At 54.7% G+C, this 17,043-nt stretch carries 9 protein-coding genes, 2 tRNA genes and 3 rRNA genes; 3 read left to right on the plus strand and 11 right to left on the minus strand.

The genetic code is table 11. The features are described 5' to 3' along the window. Nucleotides 1-2: 2 nt before the first annotated feature. The 4 genes from bcsB to bcsR are packed head-to-tail and all read right to left on the minus strand — an operon-like array spanning nt 3 to nt 6,001. Entirely contained in the window at nt 3-2,426 is a 2,424-nt protein-coding gene (bcsB, locus tag BH712_RS23500; protein WP_006808582.1) for a cellulose biosynthesis cyclic di-GMP-binding regulatory protein BcsB, read from the minus strand. A gap of 10 nt (nt 2,427-2,436) precedes the next feature. Then, a complete protein-coding gene (bcsA, locus tag BH712_RS23505; protein WP_006808583.1) occupies nt 2,437-5,052 on the minus strand; it encodes a UDP-forming cellulose synthase catalytic subunit in 2,616 nt (871 codons plus the stop codon). Next, nucleotides 5,049-5,801 carry a cellulose biosynthesis protein BcsQ gene (bcsQ, locus tag BH712_RS23510; protein WP_006808584.1) on the minus strand — a complete coding sequence of 251 codons (753 nt, stop codon included), beginning with the start codon at nt 5,799-5,801 and terminating at the stop codon, nt 5,049-5,051. The genes bcsA and bcsQ overlap by 4 nt, the downstream gene beginning before the upstream one ends. An 11-nt stretch (nt 5,802-5,812) precedes the next feature. Beyond that, nucleotides 5,813-6,001: a cellulose biosynthesis protein BcsR gene (gene bcsR / locus BH712_RS23515; protein WP_003861175.1), complete on the minus strand. Its 189-nt coding sequence runs from the start codon at nt 5,999-6,001 to the stop codon at nt 5,813-5,815. A 174-nt stretch (nt 6,002-6,175) separates the two neighbouring features. Between bcsR and bcsE the strand changes: the two genes are divergently transcribed. Genes bcsE through bcsG form a run of 3 tightly spaced genes read left to right on the plus strand, consistent with a single transcriptional unit; the run spans nt 6,176 to nt 9,601 of the window. Beyond that, nucleotides 6,176-7,738, plus strand: coding sequence for a cellulose biosynthesis c-di-GMP-binding protein BcsE (bcsE, locus tag BH712_RS23520; RefSeq protein ID WP_006808585.1), 1,563 nt, complete (start codon nt 6,176-6,178; stop codon nt 7,736-7,738). After that, nucleotides 7,735-7,929: a cellulose biosynthesis protein BcsF gene (gene bcsF, locus BH712_RS23525; RefSeq protein WP_006808586.1), complete on the plus strand. Its 195-nt coding sequence runs from the start codon at nt 7,735-7,737 to the stop codon at nt 7,927-7,929. The genes bcsE and bcsF overlap by 4 nt, the downstream gene beginning before the upstream one ends. Further along, a complete protein-coding gene (gene bcsG, locus BH712_RS23530; protein ID WP_006808587.1) occupies nt 7,922-9,601 on the plus strand; it encodes a cellulose biosynthesis protein BcsG in 1,680 nt (559 codons plus the stop codon). The genes bcsF and bcsG overlap by 8 nt, the downstream gene beginning before the upstream one ends. 36 nt (nt 9,602-9,637) lie before the next feature. Here the strand turns inward: bcsG and birA are convergent, their stop codons facing one another. The 7 genes from birA to BH712_RS23565 all read right to left on the minus strand — a co-directional run bounded on the left by birA (nt 9,638) and on the right by BH712_RS23565 (nt 16,893). Further along, complete coding sequence (gene birA / locus BH712_RS23535) at nt 9,638-10,600, minus strand: bifunctional biotin--[acetyl-CoA-carboxylase] ligase/biotin operon repressor BirA (protein WP_006808588.1); 963 nt, start codon at nt 10,598-10,600, stop codon at nt 9,638-9,640. Beyond that, nucleotides 10,597-11,625 (minus strand): UDP-N-acetylmuramate dehydrogenase, encoded by a 1,029-nt coding sequence (gene murB, locus BH712_RS23540; protein ID WP_006808589.1) that lies wholly within the window; start codon nt 11,623-11,625, stop codon nt 10,597-10,599. Before murB ends, birA begins: the two co-directional genes overlap by 4 nt. Before the next feature lie 134 nt (nt 11,626-11,759). After that, a 5S ribosomal RNA gene (gene rrf, locus BH712_RS23545) occupies nt 11,760-11,875 on the minus strand. Nucleotides 11,876-11,946: 71 nt separating this feature from the next. Beyond that, nucleotides 11,947-14,851, minus strand: a 23S ribosomal RNA gene (locus BH712_RS23550). Between the two features lie 170 nt (nt 14,852-15,021). Beyond that, nucleotides 15,022-15,099, minus strand: a tRNA-Ala gene (locus BH712_RS23555). Nucleotides 15,100-15,204: 105 nt separating this feature from the next. Further along, nucleotides 15,205-15,281 (minus strand) — tRNA-Ile (locus BH712_RS23560). Nucleotides 15,282-15,351: 70 nt separating this feature from the next. Then, nucleotides 15,352-16,893: ribosomal RNA gene (locus BH712_RS23565) — 16S ribosomal RNA — on the minus strand. Together the 16S, 23S and 5S rRNA genes with 2 tRNA genes alongside form the textbook arrangement of a ribosomal RNA operon. Nucleotides 16,894-17,043 lie beyond the last annotated feature (150 nt).

Here is a 17,043-nt window from a genome sequence, read left to right on the forward strand (position 1 = left end):
GCTTACTCATGGTCCGGGTTAAGACGACGACGGCTGATGATTCGCAGCAGACGCCACAGTACCCAGGCCAGCAATACAACGCTGAGCGCAGCCAGCACGGCCAGCAGCACCGGGTGGTTAGACAGGGCGTACCACAGGCGTTCGAACCACGGCAGATGACCGACGTAGTAGACATCCCCCACGCGCAGGCTATTCACCCCCGACTCACGAATAACCGAGACGGAACCGAACATGGCCGCGCGTTTACCGCTGTCGTTCATGGCCGTGTTGAGCAGCTCATAGCCGCGCGGGCTGTCCGCCAGCAGGGCGATAACGCTGCGCTGGTCGTTATACGGCGACTGGAAGCCGACAATCGCGGCCATCGGGCCCGTTGAGCTGACGGTCGTCCTGATATTGGCCTGACGATCGCCACTGTCCGGCATGATGCTCGGGAACTCGGTTTGACGCAGCGGCGTATTGACCCATGACTGAGCCGCCTGCACCAGCAGATCGACGCGCTTCTCGTCTTTCAGCTTGTCCGGAATGTTGCCGATGACCATGATATCGGCATCTTTGTTCTGGATTTGGCTACCGTCATCCGTCACCGTCACGTTGATAGCCGGCAAGCCGGTTTGCGCCCCGACGATGCCCATAGTGTCCAGCAGCGTAGTAACCTGGCCTTCGTTGGCCGCTTTTGGCATCACGACAATCGATTCAGAGAGGTCTGCCATGCGGCTGAACGGGAAGCTGGCGTTAGCAAAGGCACGCAGATCCGGCATCGCAATAAAGTGGTAATACTTCGAGAAGTCGATCGTGGAGTCGTCACCAATCACCACGTGGTTTTGCACCGGCTGGAAGGTAATGCAGTTTTCCACCGATCCTCCCGGCATGGGGTTCATATACTGGAAGTTAAACCGCAGCTGGTTTACCGCACCAAGCTTCAGCGCCGGGATCGACACATCGGTTTTGCCGTCCAGCAGCCCCTGCAATACAGGCAGACGAAGCATTAACCGGTTTGTCTCCTGGCTGCTGGTCAGGCTGAACGATTGCAGGAACTGGTTGTTGAGGCTGATATCCATGCGCGAGCTGTCTTTGGTTGCTGGCGCGGTGTAGCGGTAGTTCAGGTTGATATCAATGCCGTTGGTGCGCAGCAGATAGAGATCTGGCGGCAGGTTCAGTGACAGGCTGACAGGAGACGGTTCAAGCCCGGTTGACTGCAATTGCTCTTCATAGGTTTTCAGCTCGCCGAAGGTGATCGCACGGTCGGTACGCACCCAGTTCGGCGCATCATAAGGCTTACGCGCCAGCAGCGGTTTCACCTCATCCACCACAACGCTGTTACCGCGGAACAGGATATTCCCCTGCGCAATGCCTTTCGCCGCCTGCACCAGATCTTTATCATCACGCCCGAAGATCACCAGCAGCTTCACGTATGGATTGTCCGGATGGCTGATCATCTCGATGGTGGGTGCTTTTACCTCCGGATGGTCACGCAGGAATGCCGGACGTTTGGTGTTCGTGGCAAACACGATCGCGTTTTTGTCCGGCATTTTGTCGTACATGACCGGGAAACTCTGACCACGCCAGCCGGAGCGGGAACCAAACCAGGATGCCACGATGGAGGCCGCCAGCTGTTCGGTCACATCCGGCGAGCCAGCAAACACCATCGGCAGGTTCAGCGGACGGTTATCACGCGGGTCGAAGAACGGCACCGGGAAGGCGGAGAGATCGTTTTTCAACGCCAGCGGCTGATAGGTCATCTGTAGCGAAGAGTTACGACCGACATCCAGCCACAGGGTGCTGCTGGCCGGGTTTTCACAGACATCGCGGTAGTGGCCGACAAATTCCAGGCGCACGCGGTTAAAGTCGGTGATAAACAGCGGGTTAATCGGCACCTGAGCCAGGGTTTTCTTACCCAGTTGCTCTTTGGTGACGGGCAGGACATCCATCAGCTCGTCATTCAGATAGACCTTAAGCTGGGACTGCACCGGCAGCAGTGACGGCGATGGCGTGTATTCCAGGTTGAGCATCGCTTTCGACACGACTTCATCGCTGCGCATGCCGAATTCGATACCGCCATTTGGGTTGATGCCGCGCAGCACCATGCTGCCCGGAGGAGGAGCAATCTGGGCGAACGTCAGCTTAACGTCACGCGACGGCGTATTTTCGGCAACCACCGGCGCACTGGCCCCCGGCACGCCGGGCATAACCTGCCCGACCACTGGGTTATCGGCGGGCAGCGTATTGCCCGTCGTCGGCTGATTCGGGACGACGTTTTCCGTCTGCCCCGGTGCCGCCGTCACAACCGGATCGGTCGCTTGCGCGACGACAGGCACCGTTGGCGCGGGCGTGGTCGCTGCGTTATCAGGCGCCGCGTTAGCCACTGTTGCAGGGAGCGCACTCATCCCCATTGCCACTGCACATAACCAGGAAAGTTTTGTTTTCATCGCGTTATCATCATTGTTGAGCCATAACCGGGTCCGCCTGCTTCGCTTCATCTCGCTCAGGTCGACGCGGAATGAACGACACGACCCAGGAAACCAGTGAAGTAAGTGACCGGAAAATTAATTTCACCGACGACGGGGCAAATTCTGCAAGGTGACGATAGCCACGGAACCCCAGCTTAAGAATATCCAGCAGGCTTTCCAGAGGCTTATCCTCAGGGAAGCTGTCCTGCCAGAGAGCCCACGTATCCGCGCGGGCAAACGTACACTGCACAAAATCGATGTGTTGCTTTTTGGTCAGCGGCATCAGTTGCAGACCGACTTCATTTCCTCTCACACGTACAACCTGCGTCGGGAAGACATACTCCTGCTGGCCGCGCTTAAGCAGTAAGTTGACCTTCTGCCCCTCCAGCACCTTCGCCTGACCGTTGATCTTGATACCCAGACCGCCATCCGAGAAATCATGTACGGTACAGGAGAAGAGATGGCCATCATCGCGGGCAATGGCCGCTGGCATGCTGATTTCGACGCGATGCGCGCGGCGAACCTGTTTGCTCTCCACCGATACCGCCACCGCGCCACCGAGGATAATCAGGTTGTAAAACACCCACGCCATACTCACGAAGACCGTCAGGATTTCGTTTTCCGGGCCGTAGAAGTAGCGCCAGACTCCGACAATCACCCCCACAATATTGAGCAGCACCAGGAAGATATAGGGCCGGGAGATCACCCAGTCGACATACTCCTCTTCCACCAGCCCGCCCTTCGCGGTGACGTTGAACTTCCCTTTATGCGGATTAATCAGCGCCACCATGGTTGGCGGCGCGATGTACCAGGCCAGCACCGTTTCGTAGATTTCACTCCAGAAGGAGTGGCGATATTTCCCCTGAATCTTCGAGTTCGTCAGGCTGGCGTGGATCATGTGCGGCAGAACGAACAGGGCAATCATCAGCGCGGGAGCATAGATGATGTAAGCGTGAAGGAGCAGGAACGCCAGCGGCGCAGTGAGGAAGATTAGCCGTGGAATACCCGATAAGAAGTGGAACATGGCGTTGACGTAGCACAGGCGCTGCGCCAGCTTCAGCCCTTTACCCATTAGCGGGTTATCGAGCCTGAAAATTTGCACCATGCCGCGCGCCCAGCGAATACGCTGCCCGATGTGCGCCGACAGGGATTCCGTGGCCAGCCCCGCCGCCTGAGGAATACGCATATAGGCGGAGGTATAGCCAAGCCGGTGCAGACGCAGCGAGGTGTGCGCATCTTCCGTGACCGTCTCGACGGCGATCCCGCCAATTTCATCCAGCGGTTTACGGCGGATCACCGCACAGGAGCCGCAGAAGAACGTTGCGTCCCACATGTCATTTCCGTCCTGCACCAGACCATAGAACAGCGTGCCCTCGTTCGGGGTTTTACGGAAACGACCGAGGTTACGTTCAAACGGGTCCGGCGAGAAGAAGTGGTGCGGCGTCTGCATCATCGCCAGCTCTTTCTCCTTCAGGAACCAGCCCATGGTCATTTGCAGGAACGAGCGCGTTGGCACGTGGTCGCAGTCGAATATAGAAACGAACTCCCCTTTGGCATATTTCAGCGCATTGTTGATGTTACCGGCCTTCGCGTGTTCATGCGTGGTACGGGCGATATACTCGACCCCCACTTCGTCCGCGAACTGGCGGAACTCGGCGCGGCCACCGTCATCGAGGATCCAGATTTTGATTTTATCCTTCGGCCAGTCGATACCCAGCGCGGCGTAAATGGTGTTTTTCACCACCGACAGGTCTTCGTTGTAGGTCGGCACGAAGAGGTCCACCGTTGGCCACTGGGTCGTGTCTTTTGGCAGCGGCACCGGCTGTCGATTCAGCGGCCAGATAACCTGGAAGTAACCCAGCACCAGCACGATCCAGGCGTAGGTCTCGGCAAACAGCAGGACTAACCCGCACACCAGGCTGACCGGATCGTCCCAGTTCAGCGTTGAGGTATATCGCCACCAGATGTAGCGGCAGGAAACGGTCAGCGACAGCACAATCAGCATCAGGGCCGAAAAACGCCCCGGTATGCGCCGCACCAGCAGCGCCACGCCCCACAGCAGGATCAGGAAGGTGAACTGCGCCAGCGGGTTGAAAGGCTGAGTAATACAGACCAGCGCCAGAATAAGCGAGAACACCACAACCACGCCGAGAATAAAACGCCGCAAGCCCGGGTGAAGGTGCCCGAGCTCTTTGTGGTTATCTAAATGACCCGTTCTGTCGCCAACCCGGTCGGGTAGCCGGTCAAGCCACTGGTGATAGTGTTCACGTAAGTTCTGCACACGATCGAAGCTGCGCCAGCGGGATGTTTTTCTCTCTCCACCCGTTGAGGTCGCCAGTAGCCAGATGGACTGAATAGCGTAGCGCGCGGGATCCAGCGGACGCGGCTTGTCTGGGTTGATATGCGGATAGAGTTCACCGTGGCGCGCACGAATAATTTGCCAGCGGGGATGTTCGAGGGGGATGAACATCCACGCCAGAATCATCCAGAAACAGCCCAGCGCAGCGCTCAGCGACGAAGCGCCGTGATGACGGTAATGGCGGTAACGTTCACTTAAGCGCGAACTGACCGGCGGAATGAGCAGCCAGTGGGTCAGGCGGCTCATACTGAACTCCCGGCAGACTCCGGCCTTTTAGCAAAGTGCAGCAGACACCAGTTTGCCAGCGTCAGGATCTCTTCCGCCGCCAGTGAATCGCTACGGTACTCCCCGAGGGGTTGTTTCGACGCGAGGCACTCCGCCATCGCTTCGTCACGATGGATCACCATCGGCAACAGGCGGCGCTGGCTCTGGAGCCAGACCTGGTAGAGATCGTCCTGGATCTGGCTGCCAATGCGCAGATCGTTGATCAGAATATGGGCATTGGCAGGCATGGCCTGCTGATGCAGACGGATATGACAGTTCGCATCTACGTTCGCGATGGAGAGCACATGGTCGCACTGGGCCAGCAGCTGGCGGGTCAGCGACGCGGCGCCGTGCGGCAGGTCCAGCAGGATCCACTGATAGTGCCCGCTCTCTTTCAGGCTCTGCAATGCGGTGGTGAAGCGAGAGAACAGGCGCTGATACGCGGCTTCATTCCCGCGCTCGGTTTCGGTCAATTGACCAAAGGGAAGCAAATCGAGCTGGGAGGTATAGCGCAAACCCGCATCCCGCCAGTCTTTATCGTCCAGAAGCGCGCGTCCCCAGCCGTTTGCATGCGCAAAGTCGACATTGAAAGACATGCGCAGCAAATTATCGGAACAGGCATCAATGACCAGTACCGATTCACCTAATACCTGCAATGACCACGCCAGCGCCGCGGTAACGGAAGTTGTACCTACTCCACCACGGACGCCCTGTAATCCTAGTACAGCCATCAATGGCTTCCTTATTGTTGTTGGGCAAACTCAGCTAATAACGGCCAACGTTTAATAGCCGCCGCCAACTGTTCCCGCTGGGAAATATCGGTGTAATCTATTTCAGGCAAAGAAAAAGCCTGCGTGAGTGCCAAAAAATCGTTCTGGAATGTGTAGCCCAGACTTGAGTCGACCGGGGTTGCGGGTTCGTTATTTTGCATTCTTTTTTCATCCCTTTGAGTAAAATCATAAGATTCAGATACAGCGAGGCGTCCTGCCCACTAAATTTCATTTACATGCTAAATCTGATGTTCTTTAATTTCAATGTTAGGTTTATTTCTACGCTTTCGCTAGTAAACTGAGAGAGATAGAAATTCGACGAAAAGAGGGACACCGTGGACTCCATATTTTCTATTGGCATCCAGTCATTATGGGACGAATTGCGCCACATGCCAGTCGGAGGAGTCTGGTGGGTTAATACGGATCGTAATGAAGATGCCATCAGTCTGGTAAACCAGACGATAGCGGCGCAGGGTAAGGATTCCCGCGTGGCCGTGATTACGATGGGCGAAGCGCCGAAGTCAATCATCAGGCTCGACAGTGACCGTGGCCCCCAGACAGTACGATTATTTTCCATGCCAGCGGAGGCAGACGGTCTGGACTTTTTACCCCGCGATATTCAGTGTTCTATTGTTCCTGAACACTATTTACTGATTCTAAAATGCTCTAATAACGGCTTGCAAAATATCCCGTCGGAAAAACTGCTGAAATGGCTGGGAAGAATCAACAGATGGGCAAAAAATCAAAATTGCACTTTATTGGTTGTTAACCCTGGCAGTAATAATGACAAGCTTTTTTCACTTTTAATGAGTGAATACCGTTCCCTCTATGGCCTGGCCAGTATTCGCATCCAGACTGACAGTCATCTTTACGACGTGGCTTTCTGGTGCAATGAAAAAGGGGTCAGCTCCCGACAACAACTTACCCTCAAACATGTCGGGGACGAGTGGCATCTTGCTCAACAGGAAGAGACGGTCGTTCAGCCACGTAGTGATGAAAAACGCATTCTGAGCCATATTGCGGTACTGGAAGGTGCGCCTGCGCTGTCTGAGCACTGGTCACTGTTCGATACCAACGAAGCCTTATTTGATGAAGCGCGCACCACGCAGGCGGCGACCATTATCTTCTCGTTGATTCAGAATAACCAAATCGAAACGCTGGCAAGGCACATTCACACATTACGTCGGCAGCGCGGCAGCGCGTTAAAAATTGTGGTGCGTGAAAATAATACCAGCCTGCGCGCCACCGATGAGCGCTTATTACTGGGCTGCGGCGCGAATATGGTCATTCCCTGGAATGCTCCGCTGTCGCGCTGTTTGACGCTGATCGAAAGCATCCAGGGCCAGCAGTTTAATCGACATGTTCCGGAAGATATCAGCACCCTGCTTTCAATGACGCAGCCGATGAAACTGCGCGGTTACCAGAAGTGGGACACCTTCTGCGATGCGGTGGGTAACATGATGAGCAATACGCTGTTACCGGCAGACGGAAAAGGGGTGATGGTTGCCCTGCGCCCCGTGCCGGGTATTCGCGTTGAGCAGGCGCTCACTCTGTGCCGCCCTAACCGTATCGGGGACATTATGACCATTGGCGATAACCGCCTGGTGCTGTTCCTCTCCTTCTGCCGGGTGAACGATCTGGATACTGCGCTTAACCATATCTTCCCGCTTCCTACCGGAGATATTTTCTCGAACCGCATGGTCTGGTTTGAAGATAATTTGATCAGCGCTGAGCTTGTCCAGATGCGAACTCTGGCCCCTGAACAGTGGGCAAAACCGCTGCCTGTCACAAGCGGTGCCAAACCGGTTCTCAACGCGAAACACGACGGGCACATCTGGCGTCGGGTACCTGAGCCGCTACGCTTACTGGATGAGAACAAGGAGAGCGCGCCATTATGAATATCAGCGATATCATCCAACTGGTTGTTCTGTGTGCGCTGATTTTTTTGCCGCTTGGCTACTATGCACGCCATTCCCTGCGCCGTATTCGCGATACGGTCAGATTACTGTTCGTTAAACCTCGCTATATTAAACCCGCCGGAACACTGACTCGCGCTCCGAACGTCAAGGCAAACCGAAAACATGACTAATTCTACCTATACCTCTTCGGCGCCATCGCCACTCTGGCAATACTGGCGCGGCCTGTCCGGCTGGAATTTCTACTTTCTGGTGAAGTTTGGTCTGCTGTGGGCAGGCTATCTTAATTTTCACCCTCTGCTTAACCTGGTGTTTATGGCATTCCTGCTGATGCCTGTCCCGAACCGCAGGTTGCACCGTATCCGTCACTGGGTTGCTATTCCCATCGGTTTCGCCCTGTTCTGGCATGATACCTGGCTGCCTGGCCCTGAAAGCATCATGAGCCAGGGCTCTCAGGTCGCAGGTTTCAGTGCGGACTATATGCTCGATCTGGTTGAGCGCTTTATTAACTGGCAGATGATTGGCGCGGTATTTGTCCTGCTGGTCGCCTGGCTGTTCCTGTCTCAGTGGATCCGGGTGACGGTGTTTGTCGTCGCGATTATGATCTGGCTAAACGTCCTGACGCTGACGGGCCCGAGCTTCTCGCTGTGGCCAGCCGGTCAGCCGACGACAACCGTAACCACCACGGGCGGTTCCGCCGCCGCGACCGTCGCGACAGCGGGGGATACGCCTGTGGTAGGCGATATTCCCGCGCAGACTGCACCGCCGACATCCACTAACCTGAACGCGTGGCTCTCCAGTTTTTACGCTGCGGAAGATAAGCGCCAGACGAAGTTCCCGGACACGCTGCCTGCCGATGCTCAGCCGTTTGAGCTGCTGGTCATTAACATCTGTTCTCTGTCCTGGGCTGACGTTGACGCGGCTGGTCTGATGTCGCACCCGCTGTGGTCGCATTTCGATATTCAGTTTAAAGACTTCAACTCCGCCACGTCGTACAGCGGACCGGCGGCTATCCGCCTGCTGCGCGCAAGCTGCGGACAACCTTCGCATAAGAACCTCTACCAGCCAGCGGCTAACCAGTGTTATCTGTTTGATAACCTGGCAAAACTGGGCTTTACCCAACACCTGATGATGGGCCATAACGGGCAGTTCGGTAATTTCCTGAAAGAAGTGCGTGAACAAGGTGGCATGCAGGCCCCGCTGATGGACCAGAAAGGGCTACCGGTAACGTTGCTGGGCTTTGATGGCTCGCCGGTGTATGACGATACCGCCGTGCTTCAGCGCTGGTTAGATACCGTCGGCAAAGAGGAAGGGACACGTAGTGCGACGTTCTATAACACGCTGCCGCTCCACGACGGGAACCATTATCCGGGTGTGAGCAAAACGGCCGACTATAAGGCCCGTGCGCAGAAGTTCTTTGACGAGCTGAATGCGTTCTTCAACGAGCTGGAAAAATCAGGCCGTAAAGTGATGGTGGTGGTAGTACCGGAACATGGGGGAGCGCTGAAAGGCGACAGGATGCAGGTGTCTGGTCTGCGCGATATCCCAAGCCCGTCTATCACTAACGTTCCGGCCGGGATTAAGTTCTTTGGCATGAAGGCGCCGCATCAGGGCGCGCCAGTTGAGATCACCCAGCCAAGCAGCTATCTGGCTATCTCGGAACTGGTCGCTCGTGCAGTAGACGGTAAGCTGTTCGTGGAGGATAGCGTGAACTGGGATCAGCTCACCAGCGGACTGCCACAGACGGCGGAGGTGTCGGAAAACGCCAACGCGGTGGTGATCCAGTATCAGAATAAGCCTTATGTCCGACTGAATGCCGGGGATTGGGTGCCTTATCCGCAGTGATGACCTGCTACACCCTCTCCCCTGCGGGGGAGAGGGTTACTCCGCACTTCGTAACGAAATTTCACCGCCCACCCAGGGCTTAATCACGCCATCCTGTTCAAGTAGCAACGCGCCCTGCGCGTCAATGCCGCGTGATGTGCCGTAAATCTCTTTATCCCCAATCAGCAGCTTCACCGGTCGGTTAATAAAGTTATCCAGTTTTTCCCAGCGGGAGAGGAATGGTGCTAATCCCTCTTGCTCAAAGAGCGTCAGCGAACTACGCAACTCATTGATCATGCGGACGGCAAGCGTATTGCGATCAATGGTGATCCCCGCTTCCTGTAGGTTGGTCCACGCCTGGTTCACAACATCGTTCTGCACGTTTCGCATCACCATGTTCAGCCCCGCCCCAATGACGATCTGTGCGGCATCGCCTGTTTTGCCCGTCAGTTCGACCAGGATCCCCGCCAGCTTTCGATCGTTAAGATACAGATCGTTAGGCCATTTTACCCGCACCTGATCGGCACCCAGATCGTGCAGCACCTCTGCCATCACAATGCCGATGACCAGGCTCAGCCCAATGGCCGCAGCTGGCCCCTGTTCAAGCCGCCAGTACATGGAAAGGTAGAGGTTGGCGCCAAAGGGTGAAAACCACTTACGTCCCCGGCGGCCACGTCCTGCCTGTTGGTACTCGGCAACGCAGGCATCACCGGATTTCAGCTCGCTCAGGCGATCCAGCAGATACTGGTTCGTCGAATCAATGACCGGCAATACCGCGACGTTACCGTGCCCAATCTGGCTGCGGATGGTCTCTTCATTCAGTAACTGGATCGGTTCCGGCAGGCTGTAGCCTTTTCCCGGCACCGTAAACACATCCACGCCCCAGTCGCGGAGCGTCTGAATATGCTTATTAATAGCCGCGCGGCTCATGCCCAGCTGTTCGCCCAGCTGCTCGCCAGAATGAAACTCGCCATCGGCAAGGATACCGATGAGCGTTAACGGAATAGTATTGTCCTTCACGCAATGGTCTCCACGGCATTCACTTCGCCCGTTCGGCCAATAAAGCGAACTTCAGGCTCCAGCCAGACGTTAAATTTTTCGCCCACGCACTGGCGAACATGGTGCGCCAGGTTGACGACATCCTCACTTGTCGCGTTGGACTGATTGATCAGTACCAGTGCCTGCTGACGATGAACGGCAGCGCCGCCAATAGTCGTACCTTTTAATTCACACTGATCGATAAGCCAGCCTGCGGCCAGCTTCACGCTGCCATCCGCCTGAGGATAATGCGGGGCCGTTGGCCAGCCGGTGAGAAGCGTTTTCGCATTTTCGCTACTGATCACTGGGTTTTTAAAGAAACTGCCCGCATTTCCGTTGACTTTCGGGTCCGGGAGCTTGGTCATTCGCATATGGCAAACGGAATCAAAAACCTCACGCGGTGTGACAGTGGCCGGATCGAGACGGGTCAGATCGCCGTAAGTCAGAACGGGTTTCCAGGCTTTCGCCAGACGCAGACCGACCGCCACAATGACGAAGCGATCCTGATAGTCATGCTTGAAAATGCTGTCGCGATAGCCAAAGCGGCACTGCTCTGCGGTCAGGCGCTTCGCCGTTCCGGTCGACAGTTCAATGCAATCGACGTATTCGCAAACATGTTTCAGTTCAATGCCATAGGCACCGATGTTTTGAATAGGAGATGATCCTGCACAGCCCGGGATCAGGGCCAGGTTTTCCAGGCCGGGCATCCCTTTTTCAAGGGTATATTGCACCAGATGGTGCCAGTTCTCGCCAGCACCCACGTGTAAATGCCAGCTGTCAGCGCTCTCTTTACGCTCAATCCCCATGATGCGATTGACGATGACCGTCCCCGCAAAATCATCGAGAAACAGGACATTACTTCCTTCGCCCAGAATAAGTACGGGTTCACCGTTTTCTGTTGCGTTTTGCCATGCATTCAGCAACTGCTGAGCACTGTCGGCACGTACAATTTGATTAGCATTCCGTTGAATACCAAAGGTATTCCAGGGCTTAAGGGAGTGATTCATAGACGCTATCCTGATGCAAAAACCGGGATAGTTTACCGTATATATAGGGGGATAGGTGATTTGTTTATGGAAAGGAATAGGGTACAAAAACGCAAAAAGGCCATCCTTCCGGATGGCCTCTTCACTTGTTTGATGCCTGGCAGTTCCCTACTCTCACATGGGGAGACCCCACACTACCATCGGCGCTACGGCGTTTCACTTCTGAGTTCGGCATGGGGTCAGGTGGGACCACCGCGCTAAAGCCGCCAGGCAAATTCTGTTAATCTGTATCAGGCTGAAATGTGATTGTCTGTCTCTTCGCCAAAACATCTTCGGCGTTGTAAGGTTAAGCCTCACGGTTCATTAGTATCGGTTAGCTCAACGCATCGCTGCGCTTACACACCCGACCTATCAACGTCATCGTCTTTAACGTTCCTTCAGGAGACTTAAAGTCTCAGGGAGAACTCATCTCGGGGCAAGTTTCGTGCTTAGATGCTTTCAGCACTTATCTCTTCCGCATTTAGCTACCGGGCAGTGCCATTGGCATGACAACCCGAACACCAGTGATGCGTCCACTCCGGTCCTCTCGTACTAGGAGCAGCCCCCCTCAATTCTCCAGCGCCCACGGCAGATAGGGACCGAACTGTCTCACGACGTTCTAAACCCAGCTCGCGTACCACTTTAAATGGCGAACAGCCATACCCTTGGGACCTACTTCAGCCCCAGGATGTGATGAGCCGACATCGAGGTGCCAAACACCGCCGTCGATATGAACTCTTGGGCGGTATCAGCCTGTTATCCCCGGAGTACCTTTTATCCGTTGAGCGATGGCCCTTCCATTCAGAACCACCGGATCACTATGACCTGCTTTCGCACCTGCTCGCGCCGTCACGCTCGCAGTCAAGCTGGCTTATGCCATTGCACTAACCTCCTGATGTCCGACCAGGATTAGCCAACCTTCGTGCTCCTCCGTTACTCTTTGGGAGGAGACCGCCCCAGTCAAACTACCCACCAGACACTGTCCGCAACCCGGATTACGGGTCTACGTTAGAACACCAGCCATTAAAGGGTGGTATTTCAAGGGCGGCTCCACGCAGACTGGCGTCCACGCTTCAAAGCCTCCCACCTATCCTACACATCAAGGACCAGTGTTCAGTGTCAAGCTATAGTAAAGGTTCACGGGGTCTTTCCGTCTTGCCGCGGGTACACTGCATCTTCACAGCGAGTTCAATTTCACTGAGTCTCGGGTGGAGACAGCCTGGCCATCATTACGCCATTCGTGCAGGTCGGAACTTACCCGACAAGGAATTTCGCTACCTTAGGACCGTTATAGTTACGGCCGCCGTTTACCGGGGCTTCGATCAAGAGCTTCGCGTTGCCGCTAACCCCATCAATTAACCTTCCGGCACCGGGCAGGCGTCACACCGTATACGTCCACTTTCGTGTTTGCACAGTGCTGTGTTTTTAATAAACAGTTGCAGCCAGCTGGTATCTTCGACTGATTTCAGCTCCGCCCGCAGGGGCTTCACCTACATATCAGCGTGCCTTCTCCCGAAGTTACGGCACCATTTTGCCTAGTTCCTTCACCCGAGTTCTCTCAAGCGCCTTGGTATTCTCTACCTGACCACCTGTGTCGGTTTGGGGTACGATTTCGTGTTACCTGATGCTTAGAGGCTTTTCCTGGAAGCAGGGCATTTATCACTTCAGCACCGTAGTGCCTCGTCATCACACCTCAGCGTTAACAAGGTACCGGATTTACCTGGAACCTCCGCCTACATGCTTAAACCGGGACAACCGTCGCCCGGCTGACATAGCCTTCTCCGTCCCCCCTTCGCAGTAACACCAAGTACAGGAATATTAACCTGTTTCCCATCGACTACGCCTTTCGGCCTCGCCTTAGGGGTCGACTCACCCTGCCCCGATTAACGTTGGACAGGAACCCTTGGTCTTCCGGCGAGCGGGCTTTTCACCCGCTTTATCGTTACTTATGTCAGCATTCGCACTTCTGATACCTCCAGCAACCCTCACAGGCCACCTTCAACGGCTTACAGAACGCTCCCCTACCCAACAACGCATAAGCGTCGCTGCCGCAGCTTCGGTGCATGGTTTAGCCCCGTTACATCTTCCGCGCAGGCCGACTCGACCAGTGAGCTATTACGCTTTCTTTAAATGATGGCTGCTTCTAAGCCAACATCCTGGCTGTCTGTGCCTTCCCACATCGTTTCCCACTTAACCATGACTTTGGGACCTTAGCTGGCGGTCTGGGTTGTTTCCCTCTTCACGACGGACGTTAGCACCCGCCGTGTGTCTCCCGTGATAACATTCTTCGGTATTCGTAGTTTGCATCGGGTTGGTAAGCCGGGATGGCCCCCTAGCCGAAACAGTGCTCTACCCCCGAAGATGAGTTCACGAGGCGCTACCTAAATAGCTTTCGGGGAGAACCAGCTATCTCCCGGTTTGATTGGCCTTTCACCCCCAGCCACAGGTCATCCGCTAATTTTTCAACATTAGTCGGTTCGGTCCTCCAGTTAGTGTTACCCAACCTTCAACCTGCCCATGGCTAGATCACCGGGTTTCGGGTCTATACCCTGCAACTTAACGCCCAGTTAAGACTCGGTTTCCCTTCGGCTCCCCTATACGGTTAACCTTGCTACAGAATATAAGTCGCTGACCCATTATACAAAAGGTACGCAGTCACCCCATAAAGAGGCTCCCACTGCTTGTACGTACACGGTTTCAGGTTCTTTTCACTCCCCTCGCCGGGGTTCTTTTCGCCTTTCCCTCACGGTACTGGTTCACTATCGGTCAGTCAGGAGTATTTAGCCTTGGAGGATGGTCCCCCCATATTCAGACAGGATACCACGTGTCCCGCCCTACTCTTCGAGTTCACAGCATGTGCATTTTCGTGTACGGGACTATCACCCTGTACCGTCGGACTTTCCAGACCGTTCCACTAACACACACGCTGATTCAGACTCCGGGCTGCTCCCCGTTCGCTCGCCGCTACTGGGGGAATCTCGGTTGATTTCTTTTCCTCGGGGTACTTAGATGTTTCAGTTCCCCCGGTTCGCCTCGTTAACCTATGTATTCAGTTAACGATAGTGTGACGAATCACACTGGGTTTCCCCATTCGGACATCGCCGGGTCAAAGGTTCATATCACCTCGCCGGCGCTTTTCGCAGATTAGCACGTCCTTCATCGCCTCTGACTGCCAGGGCATCCACCGTGTACGCTTAGTCGCTTAACCTCACAACCCGAAGATGTTTCACTTCTGATTGCGAAAATTTGAGAGACTCGAACACACATGAGCTGTGTGTCGTTTCAATTTTCAGCTTGATCCAGATTTTTAAAGAGCAAAACTTCGCAGTGCACCTTTTCAGGTTCACTCTGAAGTTTTCTTGTGTTCGCAGTAAAAGATGGTGGAGCTATGGCGGGATCGAACCGCAGACCTCCTGCGTGCAAGGCAGGCGCTCTCCCAGCTGAGCTATAGGCCCCATCGTAGTCACCTCTGTACCGGTAATTCTTCCTGAGACAAGGCGTGGAATAACGAAGCATACTCAGTATGTGAGTTATTTCGCAACGCAGTATTCAGGGAGAATTTGGTAGGCCTGAGTGGACTTGAACCACCGACCTCACCCTTATCAGGGGTGCGCTCTAACCACCTGAGCTACAAGCCTGTAGAGGTTTTTTACTGCTGTTTTTCATCAGACAATCTGTGTGAGCACTGCAAAGGCAGGTTCTTTAAGGTAAGGAGGTGATCCAACCGCAGGTTCCCCTACGGTTACCTTGTTACGACTTCACCCCAGTCATGAATCACAAAGTGGTAAGCGCCCTCCCGAAGGTTAAGCTACCTACTTCTTTTGCAACCCACTCCCATGGTGTGACGGGCGGTGTGTACAAGGCCCGGGAACGTATTCACCGTGGCATTCTGATCCACGATTACTAGCGATTCCGACTTCATGGAGTCGAGTTGCAGACTCCAATCCGGACTACGACGCACTTTATGAGGTCCGCTTGCTCTCGCGAGGTCGCTTCTCTTTGTATGCGCCATTGTAGCACGTGTGTAGCCCTACTCGTAAGGGCCATGGATGACTTGACGTCATCCCCACCTTCCTCCAGTTTATCACTGGCAGTCTCCTTTGAGTTCCCGACCGAATCGCTGGCAACAAAGGATAAGGGTTGCGCTCGTTGCGGGACTTAACCCAACATTTCACAACACGAGCTGACGACAGCCATGCAGCACCTGTCTCAGAGTTCCCGAAGGCACCAAGCCATCTCTGCTAAGTTCTCTGGATGTCAAGAGTAGGTAAGGTTCTTCGCGTTGCATCGAATTAAACCACATGCTCCACCGCTTGTGCGGGCCCCCGTCAATTCATTTGAGTTTTAACCTTGCGGCCGTACTCCCCAGGCGGTCGACTTAACGCGTTAGCTCCGGAAGCCACGCCTCAAGGGCACAACCTCCAAGTCGACATCGTTTACGGCGTGGACTACCAGGGTATCTAATCCTGTTTTGCTCCCCACGCTTTCGCACCTGAGCGTCAGTCTTTTGTCCAGGGGGCCGCCTTCGCCACCGGTATTCCTCCAGATCTCTACGCATTTCACCGCTACACCTGGAATTCTACCCCCCTCTACAAGACTCTAGCCTGCCAGTTTCGAATGCAGTTCCCAGGTTGAGCCCGGGGATTTCACATCCGACTTGACAGACCGCCTGCGTGCGCTTTACGCCCAGTAATTCCGATTAACGCTTGCACCCTCCGTATTACCGCGGCTGCTGGCACGGAGTTAGCCGGTGCTTCTTCTGCGGGTAACGTCAATCGACAAGGTTATTAACCTTATCGCCTTCCTCCCCGCTGAAAGTACTTTACAACCCGAAGGCCTTCTTCATACACGCGGCATGGCTGCATCAGGCTTGCGCCCATTGTGCAATATTCCCCACTGCTGCCTCCCGTAGGAGTCTGGACCGTGTCTCAGTTCGTGGCTGGTCATCCTCTCAGACCAGCTAGGGATCGTCGCCTAGGTGAGCCGTTACCCCACCTACTAGCTATCCCATCTGGGCACATCCGATGGCAAGAGGCCCCGAAGGTCCCCCTCTTTGGTCTTGCGACGTTATGCGGTATTAGCTACCGTTTCCAGTAGTTATCCCCCTCCATCAGGCAGTTTTCCCAGACATTACTCACCCGTCCGCCACTCGTCAGCAAAGCAGCAAGCTGCTTCCTGTTACCGTTCGACTTGCATGTGTTAGGCCTGCCGCCAGCGTTCAATCTGAGCCATGATCAAACTCTTCAATTTAAAGTTTGATGCTCAATGAATTAAACTTCGTAATGAATTACGTGTTCACTCGTTGAGACTTGGTATTCATTTTAGTGTCCGAGGACATTTAAGAATCCATGTCACTTTGAGTGCCCACACAGATTGTCTGATAAATTGTTAAAGAGCAGT

This window comes from Enterobacter hormaechei ATCC 49162 (genome assembly GCF_001875655.1).
GTDB classification, from domain to species: domain Bacteria; phylum Pseudomonadota; class Gammaproteobacteria; order Enterobacterales; family Enterobacteriaceae; genus Enterobacter; species Enterobacter hormaechei.